At 71.4% G+C, this 20,045-nt stretch carries 19 protein-coding genes; 12 read left to right on the top strand and 7 right to left on the bottom strand.

The window, feature by feature from the left end; genetic code table 11:
• Positions 1–22 precede the first annotated feature (22 nt).
• Both F8M74_RS21245 and F8M74_RS21240 read right to left on the bottom strand, forming a co-directional pair.
• Positions 23–781: a hypothetical protein gene (locus F8M74_RS21245; RefSeq protein ID WP_141253984.1), complete on the bottom strand. Its 759-nt coding sequence runs from the start codon at positions 779–781 to the stop codon at positions 23–25.
• 91 nt (positions 782–872) lie between these two features.
• Complete coding sequence (locus tag F8M74_RS21240; RefSeq protein ID WP_011556689.1) at positions 873–1,163, bottom strand: DUF3467 domain-containing protein; 291 nt, start codon at positions 1,161–1,163, stop codon at positions 873–875.
• 75 nt (positions 1,164–1,238) lie between these two features.
• On the opposite strand from F8M74_RS21240, the gene F8M74_RS21235 reads away from it, so the two are divergent.
• From F8M74_RS21235 to F8M74_RS21180, 12 genes are all read left to right on the top strand, one after another.
• On the top strand, positions 1,239–2,045 hold the full coding sequence (locus tag F8M74_RS21235) for a carboxylesterase (protein WP_141253983.1): 807 nt from the start codon (positions 1,239–1,241) through the stop codon (positions 2,043–2,045).
• A 65-nt stretch (positions 2,046–2,110) separates the two neighbouring features.
• Positions 2,111–2,839: an ABC transporter ATP-binding protein gene (locus F8M74_RS21230; RefSeq protein WP_141253982.1), complete on the top strand. Its 729-nt coding sequence runs from the start codon at positions 2,111–2,113 to the stop codon at positions 2,837–2,839.
• A complete protein-coding gene (locus tag F8M74_RS21225) occupies positions 2,836–5,376 on the top strand; it encodes an FtsX-like permease family protein (RefSeq protein ID WP_141253981.1) in 2,541 nt (846 codons plus the stop codon). The genes F8M74_RS21230 and F8M74_RS21225 overlap by 4 nt, the downstream gene beginning before the upstream one ends.
• A 3-nt stretch (positions 5,377–5,379) precedes the next feature.
• Entirely contained in the window at positions 5,380–6,618 is a 1,239-nt protein-coding gene (locus tag F8M74_RS21220; RefSeq protein WP_141253980.1) for a lipocalin-like domain-containing protein, read from the top strand.
• A gap of 189 nt (positions 6,619–6,807) precedes the next feature.
• Positions 6,808–7,683: a hypothetical protein gene (locus F8M74_RS21215; protein WP_228559217.1), complete on the top strand. Its 876-nt coding sequence runs from the start codon at positions 6,808–6,810 to the stop codon at positions 7,681–7,683.
• Between the two features lie 164 nt (positions 7,684–7,847).
• Positions 7,848–9,482 carry a hypothetical protein gene (locus F8M74_RS21210; RefSeq protein WP_141253978.1) on the top strand — a complete coding sequence of 545 codons (1,635 nt, stop codon included), beginning with the start codon at positions 7,848–7,850 and terminating at the stop codon, positions 9,480–9,482.
• Positions 9,483–9,649: 167 nt separating this feature from the next.
• Complete coding sequence (locus F8M74_RS21205) at positions 9,650–9,874, top strand: hypothetical protein (protein ID WP_141253977.1); 225 nt, start codon at positions 9,650–9,652, stop codon at positions 9,872–9,874.
• A 92-nt stretch (positions 9,875–9,966) separates the two neighbouring features.
• Positions 9,967–11,457 (top strand): glycerol kinase GlpK, encoded by a 1,491-nt coding sequence (glpK, locus tag F8M74_RS21200; protein WP_141253976.1) that lies wholly within the window; start codon positions 9,967–9,969, stop codon positions 11,455–11,457.
• Complete coding sequence (locus F8M74_RS21195) at positions 11,454–12,815, top strand: hypothetical protein (protein WP_228559215.1); 1,362 nt, start codon at positions 11,454–11,456, stop codon at positions 12,813–12,815. Before glpK ends, F8M74_RS21195 begins: the two co-directional genes overlap by 4 nt.
• Positions 12,816–12,868: 53 nt before the next feature.
• The gene (locus F8M74_RS21190) at positions 12,869–13,180 is read left to right on the top strand and encodes a 4a-hydroxytetrahydrobiopterin dehydratase (RefSeq protein WP_090487889.1); all 312 of its coding nucleotides are present in this window, start codon (positions 12,869–12,871) and stop codon (positions 13,178–13,180) included.
• A complete protein-coding gene (locus F8M74_RS21185) occupies positions 13,177–14,469 on the top strand; it encodes a hypothetical protein (RefSeq protein ID WP_141253974.1) in 1,293 nt (430 codons plus the stop codon). Before F8M74_RS21190 ends, F8M74_RS21185 begins: the two co-directional genes overlap by 4 nt.
• 228 nt (positions 14,470–14,697) lie before the next feature.
• Entirely contained in the window at positions 14,698–16,209 is a 1,512-nt protein-coding gene (locus F8M74_RS21180) for a hypothetical protein (RefSeq protein WP_228565694.1), read from the top strand.
• Positions 16,210–16,283: 74 nt separating this feature from the next.
• On the opposite strand, the gene F8M74_RS21175 is transcribed toward F8M74_RS21180, so the two are convergent.
• The 5 genes from F8M74_RS21175 to F8M74_RS21155 form a co-directional block, all read right to left on the bottom strand.
• The gene (locus F8M74_RS21175; RefSeq protein ID WP_141253973.1) at positions 16,284–16,676 is read right to left on the bottom strand and encodes a cell envelope biogenesis protein TolA; all 393 of its coding nucleotides are present in this window, start codon (positions 16,674–16,676) and stop codon (positions 16,284–16,286) included.
• Positions 16,677–16,841: 165 nt separating this feature from the next.
• Positions 16,842–17,930 (bottom strand): succinyl-diaminopimelate desuccinylase, encoded by a 1,089-nt coding sequence (dapE, locus tag F8M74_RS21170; protein ID WP_141253972.1) that lies wholly within the window; start codon positions 17,928–17,930, stop codon positions 16,842–16,844.
• A 25-nt stretch (positions 17,931–17,955) separates the two neighbouring features.
• A complete protein-coding gene (locus tag F8M74_RS21165; protein WP_141253971.1) occupies positions 17,956–18,606 on the bottom strand; it encodes a cupin domain-containing protein in 651 nt (216 codons plus the stop codon).
• A gap of 40 nt (positions 18,607–18,646) precedes the next feature.
• Positions 18,647–19,471, bottom strand: a complete 825-nt coding sequence (locus F8M74_RS21160) for a 2,3,4,5-tetrahydropyridine-2,6-dicarboxylate N-succinyltransferase (protein ID WP_140868529.1) — start codon at positions 19,469–19,471, stop codon at positions 18,647–18,649.
• 53 nt (positions 19,472–19,524) lie between these two features.
• Positions 19,525–19,842: a hypothetical protein gene (locus F8M74_RS21155; RefSeq protein ID WP_216620375.1), complete on the bottom strand. Its 318-nt coding sequence runs from the start codon at positions 19,840–19,842 to the stop codon at positions 19,525–19,527.
• Positions 19,843–20,045: the final 203 nt, after the last annotated feature.

The raw sequence follows: 20,045 nt of genomic DNA, 5'->3' as shown, positions 1-20,045 counted from the left end.
CCCCGGGGAGAACTCCCGCGCACTACTGCTGCATCGAGTATTCGTCCGGGGCCTCGAAGTCCACGGGCGGGACGGCCGGCGCCATCTGCCCCGCCGCGTCGAAGGCCTGGATGCGGGCCCGGTAGCTGCGGCCGTCCTCCATGGCGAAGGTGCCGCTGCAGGCCTCATGGCCGATGAAGGCGGTGTTGTTGCTCACCGGCACCACATACTGCTGCACGCTGGGGCCAGGACGGCGCGGCTCCAGCTTCACCACCAGGTACGCCGGGCTGTCCTCCTTCAGCGACAGGTTGAGCCGCACGAAGCGGGCGGTGCCCTGCGCGGTGCGGCGAAGGAAGCCCTCGGAGACGGCGGGCCGCTTGAGCCAGCGAGGGGCCTGCGTGTCCGGCCCCTTGCCCGTGCGCCACTCGGGCAGCATGGTGCCCCGGCCGTTGAGGAGCGCCACGTTGGGCAGCACCTCATCCACGCGCAGCGTGTAGCGCTTGTCCGCCTCCATGGCCCCGGCTGGCTTGAGGATGACGGTGACGCGGCCCAGGCTGCTCTCCCAGCCGCGCTGCACCGCCACCTCGACGACGTGGCTGTCCGACACCAGCCGCAGCTTCTTCCCCACCAGCGCGGCCACCTGGGGGCGCGCAGTCCCGACGCCTTCCAGCAGGAAGCGGGAGTTGGTGGGGATGATGGAGCCCGGTGTGGGGAAGAGCTGCACGCCATCCCCCAGGCACTGAGCCGCGGCGGAAGAGGCATAGAGCGATACGAGCAAGGGGACCAGGAATCTCAGCACCATGACCCCGAGTCTGCGCGTCACCGGCCCCGAAGGCCAGCGAAGCGCCCGTGGAAACACGCGACGTGCGGGTTTCCCCCGATGAAAACGGCGCTCAGTGCATGCCGCCGTCTTCCTCTGGAATCGCGATGGGGCCGAACTTCGCCTCGTAGCGCTGGATGTTGTCCTGCATCGCCGCCACCAGGCGCTTCATGTGCTTGGGGTTGGTGATGATGCGCGAACGCACCCGGGCCTTGGGCTGCTGGGGCTGGACGTAGATGAAGTCCAGGGTGAACTCGGTGTCGGAGTGGTTCACCAGGGCCATGTTGACGTACTGACCATTGGCCACGTCTTCGTCCATCTGAATCTGCAACTGCATGTCCGGGGGCTTCGGAGTGTCCGCCATGAGGCAGGGGGCATAGCGCCTGCGCTCGCGCGTGGCCAGTGTCACGGCGTGAGCCCGTTCCCAGAAGGCGCCTCCATGGACCCGCGAAAGACGGCGCCCTTCGAGCTGGGCCGGGGCGAAGACGCGTGCCTGCTCCTGCACGGCTTCACGGGGAGCCCCTGGGACGTACGCCCCCTGGGAGAGGCCCTGGCGGTCCGTGGACTGCGCGTGGTGGCGCCGCGCCTGCCCGGCCATGGCACCACCCCGCGGGCCCTGCTCGACGTCACCTGGCGTGACTGGTTGGCGGCGGCGGAGCACGCCCTGCACGCACTCCGGGGTCACCGGAGTGTGTTCGTGGCGGGTCTGTCCATGGGCGCGCTGCTGGCGCTCGAGCTGGCCGCGCGGCATCCGGAGGAGATACGCGCGCTGACGCTGATGGCGCCCGCCGTGCGCTTCCGGGGGCCGCGCATGTTCCTGGTCCGGCAACTGGCGCGCACGCCCGTCCTGGAGTGGACGCGTCCGTGGGTGGAGAAGACGGGCACCGACATCTCGGCCCCGGAGGCGCTGGCGGAAGCGCCCGTGCTGCCCGCCTTTCCCGTAGCCCGGCTGCGTGACTTGTGCACGTTGCAGACGCTGGCCATCCGGGACGTGGCCCGCGTGCGCTGCCCCACCCTGGTGGCGGTGGCGGAGCAGGACCACGTCGTGGACCCGGAGGGTGGGCGGTGGCTCGCACGGCGCCTCACCGCGGCGCCGTCGGTGCGCGTCCTGTCGCTGCGGCAGGGGTATCACGTCATCCCTCGGGACACGGCGGGGCCCTTGCTGGCGGCGGAGGTCGGAGACTTCCTGGCGCAGCAGCGGAGCGCCTCGTGGTGGGAGTCCGCGTCGCCCGCCGCTGGCGCCTGAGTGGGGTGCGGGCATGCGCTGAAGGTCGAGCGACGGACAGGGCATCCGTGTATGGAGAAGCCCCCATGTCCCCGCCCGACTCCCCTCCCCTGGTCGAACTGCGCGACGTCACGAAGGCCTACGCCGAAGGCGACACCACGCGCGAGGTGCTCTCCGGCGTGCGGCTCTCCCTGCGCCGAGGCGAGTTCGTGGTGCTGCTGGGGCGCAGCGGCTCGGGCAAGTCCACGCTGCTCAACCTCATCAGTGGCATCGACCTGGCCAGTCAGGGCGAGGTCCGCGTGGATGGCCGCGACCTGGGACGGATGAACGAGCGCGAGCGCACGCTGCTGCGGCGCGAGCGCATCGGCTTCATCTTCCAGGCCTTCAACCTGCTCCCCACGCTGACGGTGGAGGAGAACGTGCGGCTGCCGCTGGAGCTCAACGGCCAGGGCGGCGCGGAGGCCAGTGCGCGGGCGCGGGCGTTGCTCGAGCAGGTGGGGCTCGGCACTCGCGCCAGCAGCTTCCCGGACCGGCTGTCCGGCGGCGAGCAGCAGCGCGTCGCGGTGGCCCGCGCGCTGGCCCATGAACCACCGCTGCTGCTGGCGGACGAGCCCACCGGCAACCTCGACGAGGCCACGGGACGGCAGGTGTTGGACCTGCTGGAGGCGCTGACCCAGAAGGGCAACACCTGCGCGCTCGTCGTCACCCACGAGCCCGGCCTGGTGGCCCGCGCTCACCGCGTCCTGACGATGGAGGGCGGCCGGCTGGTGGAGGTGGAGCACACGCCCATCCGCGCGATGAAGGAGGCGCTGTGAAGGGGCTGCTGGTCCGCTCCAGCCTGCGCCACCTGGGCCGCCACCCGTGGCTGACGGCCCTGTCGCTGCTGGGCATCGCGCTGGGCGTGGCGGTGGTGGTGTCCATCGACCTGGCCAGCGGCAGCGCCCTGCGCGCCTTCGAGCGCTCCACGGACGCGGTGGCCGGACGCGCCACGCACCAGCTCCTGGGCGGCTCCACGGGCGTGCCGGAGGCGGTGTACCAGGCGCTGCGCGTGCGCCCCGGCGCCCCCGTGGCCGCGCCCGTGGTGGAGGGCTACGTCCAGGCGGCGGTGGGCGACAAGCGCACGCTCACCGTGCTGGGCGTGGACCCCTTCGCGGAAGGGCCGTTCCGCGACTACGCCCGGGGCGAGGGGGTGGGGAACGTGAGCGCGCTGCTCACCGAGCCGGGCGCGGTGATGCTGAGCGCCCGCGCCGCGCGCGCCCTGGGCCTGTCCACCGGAGACACGCTGCCGGTGCGCCTGGAAGGACTGGAGAAGCCGCTGCGCGTGGTGGGTCTGCTGGAGCCCGCGGACGAGGACACCGCGCGGGCCCTGGAGGCCCTGGTGCTCACCGACGTGTCCACCGCGCAGGAGCTGCTAGGGCACACCGGCCGGCTGACGCGCGTGGACCTGCGGCTGACCGGCGGCGACGCGCAGGAACAAGCCGTGGCGGCCACGCTGCCGCAAGGCCTGGAGTTGGTGCGCGCCGCCGCGCGGGCGGGCACGGTGGAGCAGATGACGCGGGCCTTCCGCACCAACCTCACCGCGCTGTCGTTGCTGGCGCTCGTGGTGGGGATGTTCCTCATCTACAACACCATGACGTTCTCCGTGGTGCAGCGGCGCGGCCTGCTGGGCCGCCTGCGCGCGGTGGGCATCACCCGGCGCGAGCTCTTCGCGCTGGTGCTGGGCGAAGCGGCCGTGCTGGGCGCGGTGGGGACCGTGGCGGGCTTGCTGTTGGGCGTGTTGCTGGCGCGAGGGCTGGTGGAGCTCGTCACCCAGACGCTCAATGATTTGTATTTCGTGGTGAGCGTGCGGCGGCTGGCGCTGGAGCCCTTCACCCTGTTCAAGGGGCTGGCGCTGGGACTGGGCGCCACGCTGCTGGCCGCGCTGGTGCCCGCGTGGGAGGCCGCGCGTTCGCCGCCGGTGACGACGATGCGCAGGTCCACGCTGGAGGACGTGTCGCGCGGACGGGCGCCCCGGCTGGCGCTGCTGGGCCTCGGGGTGCTGGCCGCGGGCACCGTGCTGCTGCGGTGGCCCACCCAGGCGCTGCTTCCCGCGTATGGCGGCCTCTTCTCGGTGCTGCTGGGCGCGGCGCTGCTGGTGCCCTGGGCCACGCAGACGGTGTCCTCGCTGGCGGCACGACCGCTGGGCATGGCCTTTGGTCTGCTGGGGCGCATGGCCGCGCGTGGTGTGCACACCAGCCTCAGCCGCACGTCCGTGGCGATGGCGGCGCTGATGGTGGCGGTGGCCACCACGGTGGGCGTGGGCCTCATGGTGTCCAGCTTCCGGGGCACGGTGGTGTCGTGGCTGGACACCTCACTCCAGGCGGACGTGTTCATCTCGCCGCCCTCGCTCGTGGCGCGGCGCGGAGGCGCGACGCTGCTCCCCGGTCTGGCGGAGACGCTGCGCGGCACGCCGGGCGTCGCGGGCAGCAGCACCCTTCGCGTGGCGAACGTGCGCGTGGACGGCGTGCCCACGGACCTGATGGCCGTCGACTTCTCGCGCACGCCGGTGCGCCCCTACACCTTCAAGCAGGGCGACGCGGAGACGGCGTGGCGTGAGCTGGAGTCCTCGCCCGACACGATTCTCGTCTCGGAGCCCTTCGGCTTCCACCGGGGCGTGGAACTGGGGGACACGGTGCGACTGGCCACGGACAAGGGTCCCCGCGACTTCCGCGTGGTGGGCGTGTACTTCGACTACGGCTCCGACGTGGGCACGCTGCTGATGCCACGCACCACCTACGAGCACTGGTTCGACGACCGGGGCATCAGCGGCGTGGCGCTGTACGCGGCGCCCGGCCAGGACGTGGATGCGCTGGTGGCCTCGGTGCGCGAGCGCGCCGGAGACGCCCAGGCGCTGCTGGTGCGCGCCAACCGCTCGCTGCGGCAGGCGTCCCTGGACGTCTTCGACCGCACCTTCACGATTACGCAGGTGCTGCGGCTGCTCGCCATTGGCGTGGCCTTCGTCGGAGTGCTGAGCGCGCTGATGGCGCTGCAACTGGAGCGGGCACGCGAGTTCGCCGTGCTGCGCGCCACCGGCCTGACGCCGGAGCAACTCTGGGGATTGGTGTCGCTGCAGACAGGGCTGCTGGGGCTGCTGGCGGGACTGTTCTCCGTGCCGTTGGGCGTGGGGCTGGCCTACGTGCTGGTGCACGTCATCAACCAGCGGTCCTTCGGCTGGACGCTGCAACTGGCCCTGACGCCCCAGACGCTGGTGCAGGCCGTGGTGCTGGCGCTGGTGGCGGCGGCGTTGGCGGGCCTCTACCCCGCCTGGAAGATGGCGCGCGCCCATCCCGCGCTGGCGCTGCGGGAGGAGTGACACATGAGCAACGGCCGGGGACTCGTCGTGGGAACGGCGGTGGTGTTGGTGGGACTGGCGGCGGCGGTGGTGGCCATCACCCGCGAGCAACCACTGCCCGCGCTGCGCCAGGGCGGCACGCTGACCGTGGCCAGCGCCATGAGCGGCAGCACGGAGGGCTACGCGCGCGCGGAGGAACCTCGGGACTTCCACTTCCCCGAGGACCACGGCCCGCATCCGGAGTACCGCACGGAGTGGTGGTACTGGACGGGCAACCTGGAGACGGAGGACGGGCGCGCCTTCGGCTACCAGTTCACCCTGTTCCGCAACGCGCTGGCCCCCGAGGCCGCGCCGCGTGACTCCGCATGGGGCGCGAGCCAGGTCTACATGGGACACTTCGCGGTGACGGACGTGGCCAGTGGCGGATTCCACGCCTCGGAGCGCTTCAGCCGCGTGGCGCTGGGACTGTCCGGTGCCACCGCGCAACCCTTCAAGGTGTGGCTGGAGGACTGGGAAGCGGCCAGCGCGGGCCCGTCCACCTGGCCCATGCGGCTGCGCGCGCGGACGGACACGGTGACACTGGAGCTGCTCCTGGAGCCGGGCAAACCACCGGTGCTCCAGGGCGACCGGGGCCTGAGCCAGAAGAGCGCGGAGCGCGGCAACGCGTCCTACTACTACTCCATGACGCGCATGCCCTCGCGCGGCACGGTGCGGGTGGACGGGCGCACGTACGCGGTGAAGGGCCACAGCTGGATGGACCGCGAGTGGAGCACCAGCGCGCTCGGCGCGAACCAGGTGGGCTGGGATTGGTTCTCGCTCCAGCTCTCCGATGGCAGCGAGCTGATGTACTACCAGCTCCGTCACCGGGACGGCTCGGCGGACGCGTTCAGCACCGGCCTGTGGGTGCCCCCCGAAGGCACGGGTGAAGCGGTGCGCGTGGGCCGCGACGACATGAAGCTCACGGTGCTGGACACCTGGAAGAGCCCACGCAGTGGCGGCGAGTACCCGTCACGCTGGCGCATGCAGGCGGATTCGCTGGGCCTGGACCTCACCGTGACACCGCGCCTGGCGGACCAGGAGCTCCCCGTCAGCGTGCTGTACTGGGAAGGCACGGTAGGCCTGGAAGGGACGCGCGCGGGCCAGCCCTTCACGGGGCGCGGGTATGTAGAGCTGACGGGCTACGCGGACACGCAGGGGCCTCGGCGCAGGGAGTCCCAGGCGCGAGGCACGCCGGATGCGCAAACCACGCAGAACATCCGGTAGCCCATCCTCGCCTCCAACCCGGGGGCATCCCGTTCGCCAACTCCAGACAGCCGGAATCGCCGAACGGCCAGGGCAAACGCTTTGCCGCCTGCCTGGATTGCCCGGGCCTCCGCTCCAGTGGCACGAAGCAGGTGTCAGGGGCCTTCACCGGCGCGTGCCCGGTGAGAATGGGAGCGGACCATGCAACGGATGCGAGCAAGCTTTCTGATTCGGGGCGTGGACGGCAGACTGCGACACGGCAAGGCGCTCTTCTCGGGCCTGGCGTATTCCTTGAGGCACGACGGCACGCTGGATTCGCTGATGGCGGCGTCGGAAGGTGTCATCACCGGCCCCTCCCCCGACTGGCTCCCGCTGCCCGAAGGCGGGCTGCGCGTGAACAGCGCGCTGCTGGAGATGCCCGAGGACTACGGCCCTCGCCTCTTCCAGGGCCGGCCCTTCACGGGCGTCGCCTATGCCTTCACGCGCAACGGCTACTGTACCTCCGAGGTGGAATACGCGGGGGGCTTCGCCACCGAGGTGTCCGAGCGGCGCTGGTACGTGTCGGGACAACCCAAGATGCACGTGGACGGCGGTGAGTACACGTCCTGGTTCCCCGACGGACGCATCCAGCGCCGGGGCTTGAAGGGCGAGCTCGTCTACGGCCTCAACACGCGCGACGACGGCCACCTGCGGGAGCTGGTGCTGCGGGACGCGCGCTTCCTGGACATGGAGATTTTGAGCGCGCTGACGCCGACGGAGGAGTTCCAGATGCTCGGCGGTGCGGTCGACACGGCGATGCTGTACACGCTGCGGGAGCAGACGGACATCGGCGCCGTCCCAAGACTCCGGCTGGTGCAGACCCGCGTGGGCGCGGAGGGCGTCGAAATCCTGGCCGCCTTCAAGAACCTGCGGGAGGTCTGGTTCGACGGCAACCCGGGCCTGGGGCTCCAGGAGGCCCGGAAGCTCGAGCGGCTCCGGCCCGGCTGCGTGGCGCACCACGTGGACCCCGACGCGCTCCCGCCCGTGCGCAGGCCTCGCGCCCTGTCCTCCGCGGCCAACGGACACACGGCACGTCCCCGAGGATGAGGCGTCCGGGTTCCCCGTGAGGGCAGCGCGGAGCCCTGCCGCTTCCTCGGCCTTCCCCTGCCCCACCCCACGGCCCGCCATTCAACCCCTGGCACCCTGCTTGCCTCTGAAGTCAGGACGCGAAGTGACGCGTCTAAAGACAGACACCGGAGGCGGACCCAGGTATGAGCGGACTTGGACAAGGCAAGTGGTTGGCGGGCGTACTCGGGCTGGCATTGCTGCTAAGCTGTCATGGCGGCGAGCAGCTCCAGTCGCCGCCGTCCACAGACGATGGGATTGGCGGCGAGAACGAGCCACCGCCCTCACCCGGAGATCCACCACCGGGGGAAGGCGAGGAGCCGCCGCCCGTGGGTGAAGAGGTTCCGGACTCGGGGACGCCCGTGGACCCACCACCGGTGGAGCCCGACGCGGGCACGAACGGTCCCGTGGGCGGCGGCGAACCCATTCCTCCTGACAGCGCGAACTGGCGCTTCTGGGGTACCGCCGAGGGCGGCCCTCGCGAGGTCCTGGGTGTCACCCAGGACGAGGGAGGCAACATCTGGGTCGCGGGCGGCGAGGACGGCCTGTGCCTCCTGCGTCCGGGCGCCACCGCCCTGCGTTGCTACACCCTGGCGGACGGCCTGAAGCCCTGGGCGCCGTGGAAGGGCAAGGACCCAGCGCCCGAAGCGCGCTACCTCAAGGTCCTCTCGGTGACGGGTGGCCCCGCGGGCACCGTCTTCGTCGGCTACGAGGGCCGGCCCAACTGCGAGAGCGAGTTCTACAAGGCCCCCGGCGTGTTCGAGGACCCCGCAATCTTCAAGAGCGGTGACGCGGACCGCGTGGAGCTCCAGGCGGACGGGACGCTCCGCGTGGTGCACTACGACATCCACTCGCCCGCGCACTCCGTGCCCGGTTACGGCCACCGCGAGAAGCTCTGCTCGGTGAACCGCATCGTCTGGGACAAGGCACGCAACAGCCTGTGGTTCGCGTCCAACCACGGCCTGGCGTGGGGTGAGCCCGACTACCAGGGCGGCGAGGCGTGCGCCAACGCCGAGGTCATCGCCGCCAACGCGTGGGTCTACATGGGGGGCGAGAAGCGCCAGCGCTGCAAGTTCGGCGTCATGGAGCACATCCATCCCGCCATCGCGATGGGCGACGGCACCAGCGAGGACAGCCGGCTCGCCGGAGACGTCTGGGGCGTGGCGGTGCGGCCCGACGGCGACGTCTGGCTGGGCACGCACATCCGGACCACGCGGTTCAAAATCATGACCAACGCCGTGGGCCACGCAGGCACCGGCGCTCCATGGAACTTCGAGGCGGCGCGCAAGCAGAGCGAGGAGAAGAAGCACGTCGCCAACCGCATCGACCTGTGGCCGGACGCCGTGGCCGAACCCCAGTTCCCCACCCATGCGCAGCGCAAGGACGACCTGGTGAGCGACATGGTGCTGATGCCGGACGGCACCGTCTGGGTGTCCAGCTTCGCGTGGGGCCTGGCGAAGCTGAGCGACGCCGGGCTGGTGACGAGCTACCTGCTGGAGGGCGACGGCGACCGCAACGTCTCCTCGCTGGAGCTGGACCCGCGCGACGGCAGCCTCTGGATTGGCCACCGCTGGGGCAAGGGCCTGAGGCGCATGCACGGCGAGGGGGCGTTCGTCAGCCACAACCCGGCGCTCGGAGGGTTGTCCGCCCTGCCCGTCTGGGACATCCAGATGGTGGGCAGCGGTGACGCGCGCAAGGTGCTGGTGGCCTTCAGCGCCCAGCGGGACGCGGCGGGCACCATCGTCCGCCCTGGCGCCATCGGCATCTACAGCGGGAAGTAGGTAAACCGCCTGGCTGCCTCCCGTGCCTGCCAGGGGCGCGGGAGGCACTTCCTTCGGCCAGGGCTGCCCCCGGCGGAGGGAAGCGTCAACTTGAGGGCACTCCGCGCCCGCGGGGCATCTCCGCCCCGGCGTGGGCTCTCAACGCATCGACGAACAGAGGAGCCACCATGTCGCTACTGGACAACATCTTGGGGAATCGTCGCAGCTCGGGCTTCGGTGGATGGAACCGTGGCCGGAGCAGGTATGGACGCCGGGGCCTCGGCGGTTACGGCCGCGGCCGGGCGGCCTCGAGCGGCGTGTTCGGCAGCTCGCTGGGCCGCATCGCCCTGGGCGGGCTGGCCGCGTTCGGCCTCCGGAAGGTGCTCGGAAACCGGCGCCCCTACGGCTACTAGCCGCGCCGCCGGGCAGGAAGCTCGCCTGCCCGGCCCCTCGACTGGAGTAGGGTCCCTCCCCGCTGGCATCCACCATAGGGAGGGCACACCCCATGCCGAAGGCGAAGTACGTCCTGGCCCTGGACCAGGGCACCACTGGAACGCACGTCTCCATCCTCGACACGAAGCTGCAGGTGGTCGGCCGCTCCTACAAGGAGTTCACCCAGCACTTCCCCAAGCCGTCCTGGGTGGAGCACGACCTGGATGAAATCTGGGCCAGCAGTGAATGGTGTATCGCCCGGGCGCTGAAGGGCGCGGGCCTTCGCGGCAAGGACATCGCCGCCATCGGCATCACCAACCAGCGCGAGACGACGGGCCTGTGGATGCGCGGCAGCGGACAGCCGCTGTCCCACGCCATCGTCTGGCAGGACCGCCGCACCGCCGAGCAGTGCCGCCGGCTCAAGGAGCAAGGCGTGGAGCCGCGCGTGCGCGAGGTGACGGGGCTCGTGGTGGACCCGTACTTCTCCGGCACCAAGCTCACGTGGATGTTCGACCACCTGAAGGGCGCGCGCGCGAAGGCGGAGAAGGGCGACGTGTGCTTCGGCACCATCGACACCTGGCTCGTCTACAAGCTCACCGGCGGCGCGGCGCACGTCACCGACGTGTCGAACGCCAGCCGCACGCTGCTCATGGATTTGACGACGCTCCAGTGGAGCGACGAGATGCGCGCGATGTTGTCCGTCCCGGCCGCGTGCCTGCCGCAGATTCGCGGCTCCGCGGAGGTGTACGGCACCACGCGTGGCATGCGCAGCCTGCCGGACGGCATCCCCGTGGCGGGCATGGCGGGAGACCAGCAGTCCGCGCTCTTCGGCCAGGCGTGCTTCGAGCCCGGCGAATCCAAGTGCACCTATGGCACCGGCGCCTTCCTGCTGATGAACACCGGCTCGGAGCCGGTGCGCTCGTCGGCGGGCCTGCTCACCACCGTGGCGTGGCGACTGGGCGGGACGGGCACCACCACGTACGCGCTGGAGGGCAGCAGCTTCATCGCCGGCGCGGCGGTGCAGTGGATGCGCGACGGGCTCAAGGTCATCAAGCGCGCGCCGGACATCGAAGCGCTGGCCGCCAGCGTGAAGGACTCCGGGGACGTCGTCTTCGTGCCCGCGCTGGCCGGCCTGGGCGCGCCACACTGGCGGCCCGAGGCGCGCGGGCTCTTCGCCGGCATCGACCGCTCCACCACCGTGGCCCACATGGCGCGCGCGGTGCTGGAGGGCATCGCGTTGCAGATTCATGACCTGGCGGAGGCCATGCGCCGCGACAGCGGGCGGGACATCCCCGTGTTCAAGGCGGACGGCGGCGCGGCGGCCAACAACCTCCTCATGCAGTTCCAGGCGGACGTGCTGGGCGTGCCGCTGGTGCGCCCGCGCAACCTGGAGACGACGAGCCTGGGCGCGGCCTTCCTCGGCGGCCTGGGCGCGGGCATCTGGGACAGCCCCGAGGCCATCCGCCGCGCGTGGAAGGCGGAGAAGACGTTCAAGCCGAAGATGAAGTCGGATGCCCGCGAGCGGCACCTGGCCAAGTGGAAGCGGGCCGTGGAGCGCGCGTGAGACAGGCACCCCAGGTCCTTCGGCTGCTGACGGTGCTGCTGGCGGTGGGCACGGGGGTGGGGTGCCCCATGGGCCCTTGCGAGGAGCACGCGCCATCCCCTCTCTTCGACGGCGCGATGGTCGGCGTGGGCCAGCCGCAGGCGCTCACCGTCCACGGCGTCTTCAGCAGGTGTGGCTCCTCGCAGGAAGACCGGGCGCAGTCCGTCTCCGTGGAGGTGAGGGACCCGCAGAACCGCGTGGTCCCCGCCACCGCGGAGCTAGGGGTGCATGGGACGTCCGCCATCGTGCGGTTCACGCCGGAGCAGACGGGGCGCCACCACCTCGTCGTCTCCTTCTCTCCGGTGGGCAGCGTCCGCCAGTCCTCCCTCTACGTGGTGGAGGACCACAGCGCCCAGGCGCCCCTGGCGGACTTGTCCACCGTGGTGGAGTGCCTTGGCGTGGACCGGACGTCGTCGGGAACGTGGCTGTGCGGCAGCCAGGCACTGCGCACGCCGGACCAGGAGCCCCAGCCCCTGGGCGACTACTTCGCCCCCGCCGTCGTGGCCGGCGACGTGGTGTGGGTGACGGAGGCCGCCCGGGTGCGCCGCTATGTCGACCCGGGAAGCGGGCCCCTCGCGACCTCCGCCGATGCGCCCTTCCCCGCCACCGGCGCGCCCGCCGAGGCGCCGCCCCATGCGCGGCTCGCCACCGCGAGTGAGTTGCTGCTGCTGGATGAAACGCATCTGCACCGCTACGCCTTCTCGGAGGAGGAGGGGCTGCGCGCCACGGGCTCCACCCCCGTTCCCCCCTCGCGGCTGGCCACGTTCAGCGATGACATCCCCTCGCTGCTGATGCGCGCGGGCGAGCGGCTTCTGGTGGTCCGCATCGCCGAGGCGCCAGCGCCCGCCACCATGGCCATCGAGGCCTGCCCCTACCAGCTCGACACCGCGGGCGCGCCGCAGCCCGTCCCCGACGAGCCCTGCCACAGCGTCCCCGGACTGCCCGTGGGCCACGAGGAGGGCGTGCTGTGGGTGCGCGCCGCCCCCGGCACGCAGAACCTGGAGCTGCTCCGGTACTCGGCGGCGAGCGGCCGCCTGCGCCTGGACGGCGTCCTGGAGATGACCTCCTCCTTCCAGTTGCAGGGCGCCGGGCGTCTGCGGACGACGGGCTTCGGAGTCCCCGTGGTGTCGCCGGCCATGGGTTCCTCGAGGCCCTACGCCGTGCCCCGCTGGCGCGCGGAGACGGGCACCATCGCCCTGGAGCTGCTGCCGTCTCCTGACGGGCGCCAGCCTCCCTTCGTCGGTGGGCGCTACTTCCACCTGGAGCACTGGAACATTCTGTACGGCGTGAAAGTGTACGCGCGGCCGTCCACCCCATGACGATGGACGGCGGGTGTCTTCCCTCAAGCCTGGGAGCGGGTAGAAAGGCAGCCATGGCTTCCAAACCCACGCTGCTCGCACCCGAGGCGCTCCAGTCCTTCCTCTCGCAGCACACCGAGTGGAAGCACGAGGGCGGGATGATTCGCCGCACCTTCGAGGCCCCCACCTTCCTCGCCGGCATCGCCTTCGTGGAGCAGGTGGCGCAGGCGGCGGAGAAGGCGGACCACCACCCGGACATCGACATCCGCTGGCGCAAGGTGACGCTGGCGCTCGTCACCCACGACGCCGGGGGCCTCACCGCCCGCGACACCGCGCTGGCCGCCGAGGCGGACCGTCTCTTCACGGAGGCCACGCGCGCGCGGTGAGTCCTTCCAGGTCGGTGGCGCGTCCGGCAGGACGCGGTGGCGGGGGGTGGAAAGCGTTCGGGTGCGCGCTGGTGCTGGGCGCCACATCAGCGGCTTGGGCGCAGGAGACGCCCCCGCCGCTGGAGCCTCGCCCGGAGCGGCTGTACCTCAACCCCGGCGCGCTGCTGGGCTCCGCGCGCATGGTGGCGATGGGCGGCGCGTACGTGGGCATCGCCGAGGGCGCCGCGGGGCTGCCCAGCAACCTGGCCTCGCTGGCGCACCGGGGTCCGGCCTTGGAGAAGGACTGGGATTTGGGCGTCACCCTGTCCTGGTTGGACCTGCCCTTCACCGGCTCGCGCAAGCGGGACGTGGACAACGACGGGCAGCCCGACGAGTCCCACGACAGCCGGCAGCTGCTGGGCGGCCTGCTGCTCCAGTACAAGCGCTTCGGCATCGGCTTCGCGATGCGCAACAGCGTGGTGTCCTACTGCGCCACGACCGCGTGCGCGGGGCCAGGTGAGCGCATCCGCGTGTCGCTCACGCAGTCGGTGCTGGCGGGGGCCATGTCCTTTGGCCAGGACGACTTCATCCTCGCGCTGGGCATCTACGCGGCGCAGGCCTCCTTCCGGCTGGACTCCGGAGGCACGGACCTGCGCTACGGCGACACGGGCGTGGCGGTGGACATCCTGTACCGGCCGCATGGGCGCGCCTGGCGCATGGGCGTGACGGTGCGGCCGGAAGTGGTGGGAGACTGGCGGCGCGAGGCGAACCAGGCCCCGGAGCTGGCGGGGCGCACCCTCTTCGGCGCGGTGGTGTCCCCCGCCGTGCTGTCGGTGGGCGCCAGCTGGCGGCTGGGCGAAGGCGCGGAGCGCTACAACCGGCTGTCCCCCGCGGCGCGGCGGCAGCTCCTCGTGGAGGGAGACGCGCTGCCGGTGCCAGAAGCCGAGCCCCTGGACGCGCCCGCTGGCCGCTGGCTCATCAGCGCCCAGGTGGACCTCATCTCCAGCGTGGACAACGCGGTGCCCGCGCGCACCTTCGCGTCCACGGCGGACGAGGCCACGGTGGGCAAGGGCACCTCCTTCGCGCCGCGCATCGGCGTGGAGCATGACACGGTGCCGGGCATGATTCGGCTGCGGGCCGGCGCGTACGCGGAGCCCTCCCCCTTCGACAAGCGCCCCGCGCGCCCCCACGTCACCGGCGGCTTCGAGGTGTTCGTCTTCCGCTACTGGGAGGACTGGTCCGTGACGGCCTCCTTCGACCTGGCGCGCCGCTACACCAACGTGGGTCTGTCCGTGGGCTTCTGGCGCTGAGGCACCCCAGGCGCCACGGCCGTGGCACCCCAGACCCCTGATGGGGAAACGGGGGTGCCACCTTCGGGGTGACATTTCCCACGGTCAGCGAGGCCGCCGCGCGCATCCGGGCGATCGGGCAGGCAGACGCCCCAGTGGGTGTTGCTGACACAGACACGCATGCCGACCCTCCCCTGGGCGGAGCGGGGGGACTGCATGCATCCAGCGTGGCGATGGGTCCGGACCGTCGTGAGTGCGGCGGTTCTGGGTGGGGCGGGGATGTTGTTGGGCTGTGGTGGTGGAAGCACGAGCGAGCCTCCCGGCGAGGAGGACTGTACGGAGGACCCCATGGGGGACTGCGTCGCGCCCCCCGAGGGGGCCCCCAATCCGGAGATTCCTCCGGAAGAGAGGCCACCCGGCGTGCCACCACCACCACCCCGTCCACCCCCGCCACCGGCGGTGCCGGGCAGCACGCTGTGGATGCAGCGCGAAGGCACGCCCCAGGACGACCTGGCGCTGGGCGCGGCGGTGGACGCCAGCGGCGACGTCCTCACGCTGTCGCTTCACGACATCGATGACCTGGACAGCCTTCAGCCCACGGATAACAGGGCGAAGCTGGTGCTGACGCGGCGCGCGCCCACGGGCGAGACGCGCTGGCAGAAGGCCTTCGACATCAGGGCCCCGGAGGTGCCACTGGAGCTGCGCGCGTTCGTCCGGGGCCGCATCGCCGCGGACCCGGCGGGCGGCATCGTCATCGCCGGCACCAAGGAAGGCGTCCTGGACCTCCTCAGCCACAAGCTGGGGGACGGCACCTTCGTGGTCCGGATGGACGCGGACGGCAACGTCCTGTGGACGAAAACGCCCCTGGGTACCGGGCTCGCGGTGGCGGACCTGGCGGTGGACGCCCAGGGACGGACGCTGGTGGCTTTCAACGCGCCGGGCGGTGCGGACTTCGGCAACGGCGTCACCGGCGCTGGCGCGGTGGTGGTGATGTTCTCGCGCGAAGGTCTGGCCGAATCCACCCTGTCCGTGGGCCAGCCTCAGGGGGGCGGGCGCGTGGCGCTCACGACGCTGGCGGTGGATGGCGCCGGGCGCATGGCGGTGGGCGGCCACTATGAGGGCGCGGTGCGCTTCGGCAGCCAGCAGGTGAGCGCCGCCGAGGGCGGCAGTCCCTTCGTCGCGTTCTACCGGCAGGGTGCGTTGACCTGGACCAAGGCCTTGAGTCAGGCGAGCGGCACCATGCGCGACGTGGCGCTGGATGGCGAGGGCACCGTGGTGGCCGCGGGCCCCTTCATGGGCACCGTGCGCTGGGGCGACATGCAGGTGCCGGGGCATTCGTTCCGGGAAACCCCCTTCCTCGTCTCCGCCAAGGCGGACGGACAGGAGACATGGGCCAAGGGCCTGGGGGACGGGCTCCAGGTGGACGCACTCGCGCTGGCGCCCTCCGGAGAGCTGATGGTGGCGGGCTTCACCTTCAACCGCATCGAGAACGGCGTGGCGGGTAAGGACGGCATGGGCTCGGCGCAGCCCGTGGCCCTGCGCTACGACGCGGCGGGCACGTCACTTCTCACGACGATGTTCCTGTCGGACCCGCCCCAGCCGAGAGGCGAGCTGTATGGCCTGGAAGCCATTCCCTCCATGGGCGTGCTGCCCGACGGGGATGTCATCCTCTTCGGCCACACGGACCGGGAGACCGACTTCGGCACCGGACGCCAGAGCTCCGCGCGCGGCGATGTCTTCCTGCTGCGGATGAAGCGCTGAGCGGCGCCTGAAAACGCCAAGGGCCATGGGAGTCCAGCCCCCATGGCCCCGAAGTGCGTGTCCGCGTCATTGCCTCAGCGGCGCGTGGTGCGCCGAGCCGGCGACTTCCGGGCGCCACCGCGTGTGGTGGTCCGCTTCGTCGCGGTGCCGCGCGTCCCCGTCTTGCGGGCGGTGCGCCCCGCCGTCCCCGTCTTCCGCGTGGTGGCCTTGCGCGCGCCGCGGCCGGTGGCGGACTTGCGCGTGGCGGACTTGCGGGTGGCCGTCTTCCCGCGCGCCGCCGTCTTCTTCGCGCGCGGAGTCCCGCGCTTGGTGGTGGCCTTGCGCGCGGACTTCCGCGTGCTGCCCGCACGTGAAGCGCTCTTGCGCTTCGTGGCGGTGCGGCGCCGCGGCGTGGGCGGAAGGCCCGCCTCCGCCGGGGAGGGAGAGACATCGTCGGTCAGCTGTGGATTGACGGACTCGTTCGTCATTCAGTCGGCTCCGGTTGGGGAAGACTGCAGGCGATGCATGGACAGGGTACGCCCATGCACGCCAGGGCGTGTGCGGTGAAGGCACGCAGATGAACGACAGCGGACGAATGACGTGCACCTCGCGCGCCTCATGCCCTGGAGGGCATGTCCCGCGACGAGCCCTCGTCAGCTCGCGCCCGTGAGGAAGGCCGCGAGCTTCTCGTACGCGTCCGCGAGCGGCGGAATGGGCGCGCTCTCGTTGGCCTGATGCGCCTGGGCCGTCTCACCGGGCCCGAAGTTGATGGCATCCACGCCCCACTCGCCGAAGCGCGCCACGTCCGTCCAGGCCTGCTTGGAGGCCGCGGGCAGGCCGGTGAGCGCCATCAGCTTCTGGAACAGCGGGTTGCCCGCCACCACCGGGCCGCTGGGCGATGCATCGGTGAACTCCACCTCGGCCCGCCCGGCGACGAGCGCGTGCACGTCCGCCTTCGCCTGTTCGATGCTCTTGCCCGGCGCGAAGCGGTAGTTGAGGTTCAGCTCGAAGGCCTCCGGGATGACGTTGCGCGCGCGGCCACCCTTGGCGAGCGTGGCGTTGATGACCTCGTAGAACGGGAAGCCGGCGACGTTGACCTCCACGCGCTGACGCCCGAGCAACTCCGCGAGGAACGGCCCCGCCTTGTGGATGGCGTTCTCCCCCTGCCACGGCCGAGCGGAGTGCGCGCTGCGCCCGGTGAAGCGCACGGTGACCTGCATGGAGCCGACGCAGCCCACCTGCACCACGCTGTCGGTGGGCTCCATGGCGATGCCGAACCGCACCTTCGCCAGGTCCGGCCGCTTCTCGTACAACGGGATGAGGCCGCTTTCGGCGTAGGCGCCCTCCTCGCGCTCGTAGAAGAGGAAGGCCAGATTCACGGGCAGCGTGTCGCGGCGCAAATCCTCCGCGAGCGCCATCATCACCGCGAGCCCGCCCTTCATGTCCGAGGCGCCCAGCCCGAAGACGCGCTCGCCCTCGATGCGCGCCTCGCGGCCCGCGTCGCTGGGGTGCGCGGGCACCGTGTCCAGGTGACCGATGAGGGCCACCGTGGGGCGCGCATCCTCCAGCTTGCCGAGCAGCAGCGTGTGGCCGACCCGGAACACCTCTTCCCGCGGGAAGTGCTGGAGCGCCCAGCGCTCCACATGGTCGGCGATGGGCCCTTCCTGGGTGATGGGACTGGGGATGCGGCACAGCTCGAGCGTGGTACGAGCCAGCCGCGTAGCGAGGTCGATGGAAGCCATACGCCTCCCACCATAGCGCCGGGCGTCAGCCGTCCGCGAACGCTTCCTCGAAGCTCGTCACGCCCTCCAGGACGGAGGCACACAAACACGCCGGCCCTTCCGTCAGCGCCGTGAAGCCATGCGCGCTGCCGTCCGTCATCTCCAGTTCCTCGCCGGGCCAGACCTCGTGCCCATCATCCTCGCGGAAGCCACCCTCCAGCACCAGGTTCCACTCGCGGCCGTGGTGTGTGTGCCGGGGGTAGCGCACCCCCGGGTGGAGCCGGAGGATGGCGGCCATCGTCCCTTCGCGCGCGGGGCCCGTCTCCACCGGCATCAGCTCCGAGCCCTCCACCGGTCCGGGCATCCACGCCGCCGGGTCGCTCACCGCGTCCAGCAACGCCAGCGCTCGCTCGCGCGAAAGGTCGAAGAAGGCCGCCACCCGGTCCGCGAAGCGGGCAAGCCGCTCCGGCCCCTCCATCTGGTCCATCAACCGCGCCAGCACTGCGGGCGGCGGCACCACCAGCGACGCCAGCGCCGCATGCGTGGACACCAGCCGGTCCGCCACCTCGCGGCACCGCGCGCACTCCGCGAGGTGCTGCTCGACGGACGCCCGGGCTGGGGCCTCCAGCAGCCCCAGTGCCCATTCGGGCAGGATGTCGTCCAGATGGTGCGCCATCATCACGTTCCGTGCCGTCACACGCCTTCTACGGCGCGCGCGGGCTGCTGGATTTCAGCCATTACACCGCCACCGCGAAGTCGCGCAGCGCCGCATTGAGGCTGGTCTTCTGGTCGGTGGACTTCGTCCGCTGACCGATGATGAGCGCGCACGGCACCATGTACTTGCCAGCCGGGAACTGCTTCTCCCGCATGCCAGGAATCACCACGCTGCGCGCGGGGACGCGGCCCTTGAAGACGCGCTCCTCGGGGCCAGTGACGTCGATGATGGGCGTGGACGCGGTGAGCACCACGTTGGCGCCCAGCACCGCCTCCTCCTCCACCACCACGCCCTCCACGACGATGGAGCGGCTGCCCAGGAAGGCACCGTCCTCGATGATGACGGGCGACGCGGAAGGCGGCTCCAGCACCCCGCCCAACCCCACGCCGCCGGACAGGTGGACGTGCTTGCCCACCTGGGCGCAGCTGCCCACCGTGGCCCACGTGTCCACCATGGTGCCCGCGCCCACGCGCGCGCCGATGTTCACATAGCCCGGCATCACCACCGCGCCCTTCTCCACGAAGGCGCCGTAGCGCACCGTGCCCGGGGGCACCACGCGCACGCCCGCCGCCTCCAGGCCCTTCTTCAGCGGCACCTTGTCGTAGAACTCGAAGGGGCCCACCTCCATCACCTTCATCTCCGACACCGCGAAGAACAGGAGGATGGCCTCCTTCACCCAGGCGTTCACCTTCCAGCCGTCCACGCCCTTCTCCGCCACGCGGAGCTCACCCGAGTCCAGCCGCGCCAGCGTCTCGCGCACGGCGGCCACGTGGGCCGCGTCCTTCAACAACGTCCGATCCGCGAACGCGGCGGACACCCTCTGGGACAACTCTTCGATGGGGGCCATGGCGCCTCCTTGAAGCACAAAACCCCGCGCCGCGCCGCACCTGGTTGAGGGGCTCAGGCGGGAGTGGACGCCTCGTCCAGTTCCGCCAGCGGCAGGGTCTGCGTGGGAATCTCCGCGTGTGCGCCCTTGTCGGCCGCCACCACTCGGCCCGGCATCTGCCCCTCCAGGAACACCGAATCCCGGGAGACATGCCGCACGCGGGCCAGCGAGAACTCCGTCCACCGCCGGCTGAAGGGCCAGCGCCGCGCGTAGAGGTGTTCCCGGCCGATGAGGGCCACGTAGCCCAGCATCGCCCCGCTTTCGTCCCGAACCCGCAGTCCACTGGTGAGGGAGCGCCGCTCGTAGGGCGACGCGACTGTCGGCCACGCCATGGGTGTCACCTCCTGTGCCCCAAAGCTGGGTGCCCCACGCCCTGTCCGGGAGCGGTCCACCGAGGCCGGATTCCCGCCCGGCTGCCCGGCCGCCTGCCCCGCCTGGCACTTGAATTTTCCTAGGTTTCTTGGATTTTCAGCAACCTGCTGGATGACCACCGGACGATCGTGGGTCGCTTGTCTCATCCCCCCGTCCCCCACGG

Origin of the sequence: Myxococcus sp. CA023, from assembly GCF_010998615.1 — a bacterium.
Taxonomy (GTDB): Bacteria; Myxococcota; Myxococcia; order Myxococcales; family Myxococcaceae; genus Myxococcus.
Note: the sequence above shows the minus strand (reverse complement) of the source record. Positions and strands in the feature narration are given on the sequence as shown.